The organism is Vibrio sp. OPT24 (genome assembly GCF_015163545.1).
Taxonomy (GTDB): domain Bacteria; phylum Pseudomonadota; class Gammaproteobacteria; order Enterobacterales; family Vibrionaceae; genus Vibrio; species Vibrio cyclitrophicus.
The window spans coordinates 421942-428800 of record NZ_JADDYI010000053.1 but is presented as its reverse complement, the minus strand read 5'-3'; the positions used below and the strand labels follow the sequence as shown (position 1 = coordinate 428800).

The 6859-nt window shown below is 43.0% G+C and carries 7 protein-coding genes; 6 read left to right on the top strand and 1 reads right to left on the bottom strand.

Features of this window, described 5'->3' with window-relative positions; translation table 11 throughout:
• The first annotated feature begins 75 nt into the window (after positions 1–75).
• Genes IQO02_RS15625 through IQO02_RS15600 form a run of 6 tightly spaced genes read left to right on the top strand, consistent with a single transcriptional unit; the run spans position 76 to position 5718 of the window.
• Positions 76–1089 (top strand): LacI family DNA-binding transcriptional regulator, encoded by a 1014-nt coding sequence (locus IQO02_RS15625; RefSeq protein ID WP_010430185.1) that lies wholly within the window; start codon positions 76–78, stop codon positions 1087–1089.
• Positions 1090–1112: 23 nt separating this feature from the next.
• Positions 1113–2150, top strand: coding sequence for an ABC transporter substrate-binding protein (locus tag IQO02_RS15620; protein ID WP_065099899.1), 1038 nt, complete (start codon positions 1113–1115; stop codon positions 2148–2150).
• A 48-nt stretch (positions 2151–2198) separates the two neighbouring features.
• Positions 2199–3011 carry an ABC transporter permease gene (locus tag IQO02_RS15615; protein WP_016768127.1) on the top strand — a complete coding sequence of 271 codons (813 nt, stop codon included), beginning with the start codon at positions 2199–2201 and terminating at the stop codon, positions 3009–3011.
• Between the two features lie 2 nt (positions 3012–3013).
• A complete protein-coding gene (locus tag IQO02_RS15610) occupies positions 3014–3802 on the top strand; it encodes an ABC transporter permease (protein WP_016796582.1) in 789 nt (262 codons plus the stop codon).
• A gap of 13 nt (positions 3803–3815) precedes the next feature.
• Positions 3816–4898, top strand: a complete 1083-nt coding sequence (locus tag IQO02_RS15605) for an ABC transporter ATP-binding protein (protein ID WP_016790301.1) — start codon at positions 3816–3818, stop codon at positions 4896–4898.
• 4 nt (positions 4899–4902) lie between these two features.
• Positions 4903–5718 carry a phosphodiesterase gene (locus IQO02_RS15600; protein ID WP_016793404.1) on the top strand — a complete coding sequence of 272 codons (816 nt, stop codon included), beginning with the start codon at positions 4903–4905 and terminating at the stop codon, positions 5716–5718.
• 142 nt (positions 5719–5860) lie between these two features.
• Here IQO02_RS15600 and IQO02_RS15595 read toward each other — a convergent pair whose 3' ends face one another.
• Positions 5861–6808, bottom strand: a complete 948-nt coding sequence (locus IQO02_RS15595; protein WP_010430163.1) for a TDT family transporter — start codon at positions 6806–6808, stop codon at positions 5861–5863.
• Between the last annotated feature and the right edge of the window lie 51 nt (positions 6809–6859).

Below are 6859 nucleotides of genomic sequence, written 5' to 3'. Positions count from 1 at the left end.
TCTCATTAATAAAACTGTCATACCCTTCATCTAGTCTTTCGTTCATCAACTTACGGCACAGGTTAAGGAAAGAGATTGAACATCAAGGATGTGGCAGATCTTGCGGGAGTTTCTCCAGCAACGGTATCTCGATTTGTTAATCGACCACAATCAGTGGCTTTGACGACAGCTAACAAGATTAAGCGAGTGATTGAGACGACAGGATATCGAATTGAGAGAAAGTCACAGGCGCTTGAGCTCAACAAAAATCCGACGATTGGTGTACTGATTCCGAGTCTCCTTAACCCTGTCTTTTCAGAAGTTGTTGCGGGTATTCAGGAACGGGCGAGACATTTTGGTTACTCAACTTTAGTTTTAGACACCCAGTATGACAATGAACAAGAGCAACAAGCTGCGGTTGATTTTATTCGTCAAAGGGTTGAAGGAGTGATCTTGACGATAGCTAACGCTTCGGATAATGCGGCTCTCGAATTACTGCGGAGCTTTAAGTTTCCTTACTGTTTGTTGCACAACCAATCTACTGAAAATGAGCCTTGCGTTTACGTTGATAACTATCAAGCAGGTAAGGACGTCGCAAAGAAAGTTTTTGAATATGGGCATACAGAGATAGGGATGATTACTGGTCACTTTGCTTCATCCGACCGTGCGAAAAAACGGTATGAGGGGTTTAAGCAAGGCCTACGTGAGAGCGGTGTCGAATTGAGCCAGCTTCTTGAAGTAGACCAAAACAAGCTTATCCCATTCACTGATTCTGAGATGACGCTATTCAATGGGGATTTTGCCCCTACAGCGTGGTTTTGCAGCAATGATTTACTGGCGCTTAAAACAATGAACGCACTTAGGAGTATAGGTAGACGAATCCCGCAAGATGTTTCGGTCGTGGGCTTCGATGGTATGGGGCTTGGGCAGTTGGTTTGTCCTAGCTTGGCGACGGTTGCTATCCCACATTTCGATATGGGGAAAATGGCTGTCGATATTTTGTTTAATGCGAAAGTAGGCTCAATCGCCCAGCGTGAATTTTCGCTGAAATATGAACTACAAATGAAGGGATCGCTTGGTGCGGTTCCGGTAACCACCCAATTTAGTTAACGGACGATTTGTTGGAGAACGCAATGGCACAACATCATTTACTACAAGCTGGAAAGTCATCAAAAATGAGAAAACTAACTAGCTTACTCATTGGCTTTGCTGGCGTCGCTTTTCAGGCTCAGGCATCCAATGCTATTTGTTACAACTGTCCACCAGAATGGGCGAACTGGGGTGGGCAACTTCAGTTGATCAATAAAGAGCTAGGAATACGAATTCCTATGGACAACAAGAACTCAGGTCAGTCCTTATCCCAACTGGTTGCAGAAAAGAATAGCCCAGTTGCTGACGTGGTTTATTACGGTGTTTCTTTCGGTATTAATGCGACAGAGCAAGGTGTTGTAAGCGCTTATAAACCAAAGAATTGGGACCAGATACCCGAAGGCATGAAAGACCCACAAGGACATTGGTTTGCCATTCATTCCGGTACTATTGGATTTTTTGTAAACGTAGACGCACTTGATGGTGCTGACGTACCGACAAGTTGGGAAGACCTTTTAAAACCTGAATATCGTGGGATGGTGGGATACTTAGACCCAACGAGTGCCTTTGTTGGCTACGCGAGTGCGGTCGCAGTGAATGAAGCCATGGGAGGGAGTATTGATAATTTTGCCCCTGCAATCGAGTATTTCAAGAAGTTGGCGAATAACCGTCCCATAGTTCCTAGACAAACCTCTTACGCTCGTGTGATTTCTGGAGAGATTCCAATCTTAATCGATTATGACTTCAATGCGTATCGTGCCAAATACAATGACTTTACTAATGCTGCCTTTGTTATTCCTAAGGAAGGCTCAATTGCTGTCCCCTATGTAATGAGTAAAGTGAAGAACTCTCCAAACTCAGAAAATGCCCAGAAAATTTTAGACTTTGTATTGTCAGATAAAGGCCAACAACTGTGGGCTGAAGCATATTTACGCCCGGTTATTGATGGTGTGATGAGCGAAGAAGCACAGAGTAAATTTCTTCCAGCAACAGAGTACGAACGAGTTGGTTCTGTCGACTTTGCAAAAATGTCTGAAAACCAGTCTACGTTTGCGGATATGTATATCCGAGAAGTGAACTAATAGCCTATTAAAATGTTGGATGGCGGGGTTACACCCGCCAATATCTCTATGAAAAATGATCGTATTTCCTTATTTCTGATTTTGCCAGCCATCACCGTTAGCTGTGCATTTTTTCTATTGCCAGTCGTGCAGTTAATCAAGGTTTCGCTAATAGATGGCGGCGCTATAAGTTACTGGCATATTTTAACTAGACCTATCTATTTAAAAAGTTTGATTTCGACAGTTGGACTGTCTGTTTTAGTCACTCTGGTTAGTTTAGCGATAGCGACCATCTCAGGACTGTTTTTAACTCGCTATGACTTTAAAGGTAAGCAGGTCTTGGTTGCAATGCTGAGCTTCCCATTGGCTTTCCCAGGTGTTGTTATTGGTTTTTTTGTCATCATGCTTTCAGGGCGACAGGGGCTTTTCGCTCAGCTTGGGTTGATGTTGACGGGTGAGCGTTGGATGTTTGCTTATACGATGGCAGGGCTGTTTTTGGGTTATTTATATTTTTCTATTCCACGGGTTGTATTGACCGTAATGGGAACGGCGGAAAAGCTTGATCACAATCTACTTGAAGCCGGTCGATCCCTAGGTGCAAATCGTTGGCAGATCTTTAAAGACGTCACGCTTCCGGCGCTAACCCCCGGCCTAATCTCTTCGGGTTCGATTTGTTTTGCTACATCTATGGGAGCATTTGGTACCGCGTTTACGTTGGCGACTAATATCAACGTTCTTCCTATGACGATATATACCGAATTTACGCTCAATGCCAATTTCGCAATGGCAGCTGCACTGAGTTTGATTCTCGGCCTAGTGACTTGGTTTTGTTTGGCGTTGGCTAAGCGTTATGGCAACGCATCTGCAGCGATGGGGGGATAATAATGAAAAAAGATAAATACTTTTACATGCAGCTGTTTTTCACATTGACGGTATGTGCGTTCTTGATTGTGCCGGTGTTTATGTCGGTAGTCGCTGGTCTTACAAATAACTATTTTGTCGGTGTTAAAAGTGGGTTTACCTTTCGTTGGGTTGAACAAGTATGGACACTGTATTCAGATACGATTTGGTTAACCCTACAAATAGCCATTGCAACCACGTTAATCAATGTTGTCATAGGTGTACCGTGTGCTTACGTACTTGCGAAAAGTAAAAGTAGATGGGCTTCTATTTTTGACGAACTACTTACACTCCCCATTGCAATTCCGGGGATGGCAATTTCGTTAGGTTTGATTCTAGCGTATGGAGGGTTTAATGACTTCCGCTCAAGTTGGATGTTTATTCTTGTTGGTCATGTGATTTTCACACTGCCTTTCATGGTTAAGTCTGTTCTATCAATTTTGCAGAGTATTAACTTCCGTGTTCTTGAGGAAGGCGCTGCAAGTCTTGGCGCGACTTTTTGGCAGCGATTTTTTGATGTAATTGTTCCCAACTGCAAGGCAGGTATTGTCGCAGGTATGTTGATGACTCTCACTTTGTCTATTGGTGAATTTAACCTGACATGGATGCTGCACACGCCATTAACGAAGACATTACCAGTGGGGTTAGCTGATTCATACGCTTCAATGAGGCTCGAAATTAGCTCGGCTTACACACTAATTTTCCTTTGTTTAATCCTCCCTCTATTGGTCTTGGCTCAAGCATTGAACAAGAAACCAGTGACAAATAATTAAGATCAAAATCAATATGTTAGAACAACAAAATGGCGTGGAAATTTCGCTAAATAATATTACGAAGACATTCCCAGATGGAACCTTGGCGTTAAAGCCGACAAATCTCAAAATTAAGGCGGGCGAAATCTTAGTTTTGCTTGGCCCATCAGGATGCGGAAAGACAACTACATTGCGTATGATTGCAGGCCTAGAGTTTGCGGATGAAAATGGCGGCACGATTGTGTTTGGTGATCATGATGTTACGTGTTTGCCAATCGAACAACGTAAAGTTGGGATGGTGTTTCAGTCTTATGCTCTATTCCCAAATATGAATGTTAGCGAAAACATTGCTTATGGACTTAAGGTTCGTGGAGTCACTCCGTCTGAGATAACCAGAAAACTAAAAGAAATGCTTAACATGTTCGACTTAGAAAAGTATGCGAGTCGAAATGTCCATCAGCTTTCAGGAGGCCAGCGTCAGCGCGTCGCTTTAGCAAGAGCAATTATCACTGAACCTGATGTTCTTTTACTTGATGAACCGTTATCTGCATTAGATGCTCTGCTGAAACAAAGATTACGTGGTGATATCCGAAATCTCTTAAAAAAACTCGGCATTACAGCGGTATATGTCACTCATGATCAAGAAGAGGCAATGGCTATGGGGGATCGCATTGCGGTTTTAGACCATGGAGAAATTGCGCAAATTGGTTCAGCAAAAGATATCTATTTGAAGCCAGTTAACAACTTTGTTGCCGATTTTATTGGTCAAATGAACCGACTCGAAGGGAGTGTGGGTGATGGACAACTGATGTTGGATACAGGCAAACAGATTACTTTGTCTGATCAAGTGCTCTCACAGGTCTCTGCTAATAAAGAAATCAGTGTAATGTTAAGGCCTGAAGATATTTTACTAACGCAAGTAACTGATGAAAACAGCGCACTAACTGCAACGGTTATTAGTACTGTATTTCTTGGCGATCGCACGCGCGTAACGTTGTCGGGCTTACAGAAAAACAGAACTCTGATGGTTGATTGTTTTGCTCGAGTTGATTATCAAATTGGTCAAGTTGTCATTATCTCGTTCGCCCCTGAGCGGCTAATTCTTTTAAAGAAGTAATACTATGTTAATTGCACAACTGACAGACCTGCACATCAAGCAGGGGGGCAAGCAGGCCTATAAGAAAGTTGATACGTTGAAATGTTTATATGCTGCCGTAAACCATATCAACGACTTACGCCCGAGACCTGATTGTGTCGTGGTGACGGGAGACTTGGGTGATTTCGGAGTGCTTGAAGAGTATCAATTGATCAATAAGGCTCTCGCAGAGTTTGAAATGCCATTGCATGTTATTCCTGGAAATCATGATGATAGGCATAATTTACGTGATGGGTTATCGAATCTTATATCCTTTGATCATCCGCAATATTGCAATTTTGTGGCCGAGAAAGATGAATTGATATTAGTAGGACTGGACTCATCTGTAATTGGCAAGCCATATGGTTATTTAACAACAGAAACACTGGAGTGGCTTGATTCTGTTTTGACTAAAAATTCAACTAAGCCAGCGATGTTATTTATCCATCATCCCCCTATGGAAGTTGGCCTTAATCACATGGATGTCCAGAATTTGCAAAACAGTGATGAATTATATGATGTCCTTAAAAGATATGGCAATGTGACTGGTATCTGCGCAGGTCATCTACATCGACCGATTACTGCCGTTTGGAATTCAATTCCAGTTTGGGTTGGGCCATCTCACAGTCATTCAGTGACACTCGATTTAGATCCGAACGCATGTTCGTCATTTTCGCTGGAACCAAAAGCGATTCAATTGCTAACGGTAAAAGGTCGGACAGTCGTTTCTCATATCAGTTACATTGATGATAGCGATGGACCTTACCCATTCTTTGACGAAGAGGGTGCATTGATCGATTAATAAGGTAAACAGGTTATTGACGTTATTGGTTGGAGCATAACATCTAACACCAACTAGCCAATAGCCAGCATATAAGTTTCTCATGTGCTTACGGTGCGAGTATCCGTGGTGATACGCGCTCCGTATTTTACTTGGTTTAGCTTTAAAGGCGCTTGATCTTCTTAGACATATATTCAGCATCAAAAAACTCTGGCCAGTACATTTTCACGTAACCGCCTGCAACCCAAATCACTAAAATGGTTGCGATGGTCAGTTCAAAGAAACCGAATTTATGCAGCCAATACCATTGTGGATATTCAGCGCCGAAAAACGTAGTTAGGCGGTGCATAGCTATCGCGCTGATAACGGAAGGGAAGGTGACGGCAGCAATCGAAGGCTGGAACTTTAGGCGCATTAATCGGATGTAGCATAAGTAAATGAGTAAAGTCATCGTGATAGCAATGCCTGCCAACGCGCCAGTAAGAATCGGGTCTGGATTGTCGAAATTTACCAAGTAAGCGGCTAAAGACAGGTTCACCGGAGCCGCCATAATGGCCAGTGTTGGCCTTGCTCGCCGGGGTAGATTTCCTTCGAATACTAAGCGGTACAATACCACTGGCAGCATAAGAAAATAGATGCCAATACAAGTGGCTGCAAGTGTTTCTGAAAAGACGGTGTGTCCAAATTGTGTGCCCGCTAACGAACTGCTTATCAAGCCCACCGGATACAGAAACCAACTTGGTACAATGTTCGACATTTTGAAATTGATGATCTGGAAACTAAAGAACAATACCATCATTGTAAAGTGCAACAACAACGCGCAGAACCAGACGGGGTAAGCAATGACTGCAGAGATCTCGGCTAAATAATCACACAGGATAAGAAGCGCCATGCTCATTGGTGCCATCAAACTACCACTTAAGGGATGGCGTATATCATTTAAGAAAGTGTTTAAACTCGTTAGGTAACGAAATAAAACGGGCAGCAATAATAGTGCGCCAAATGAAGCTAGGTAAGGGCGAATGATTTCACCAATGCCTGGGACATATAAAGCCCATGCTTGTCCTAGTCCAATTACTCCAAGTGCTAAAGACGCCTGAGATGGCGGCACATTTTTTACCTGGGTTAATCTTCTCCAGTTCAACGACTTGCTCCAACTTAA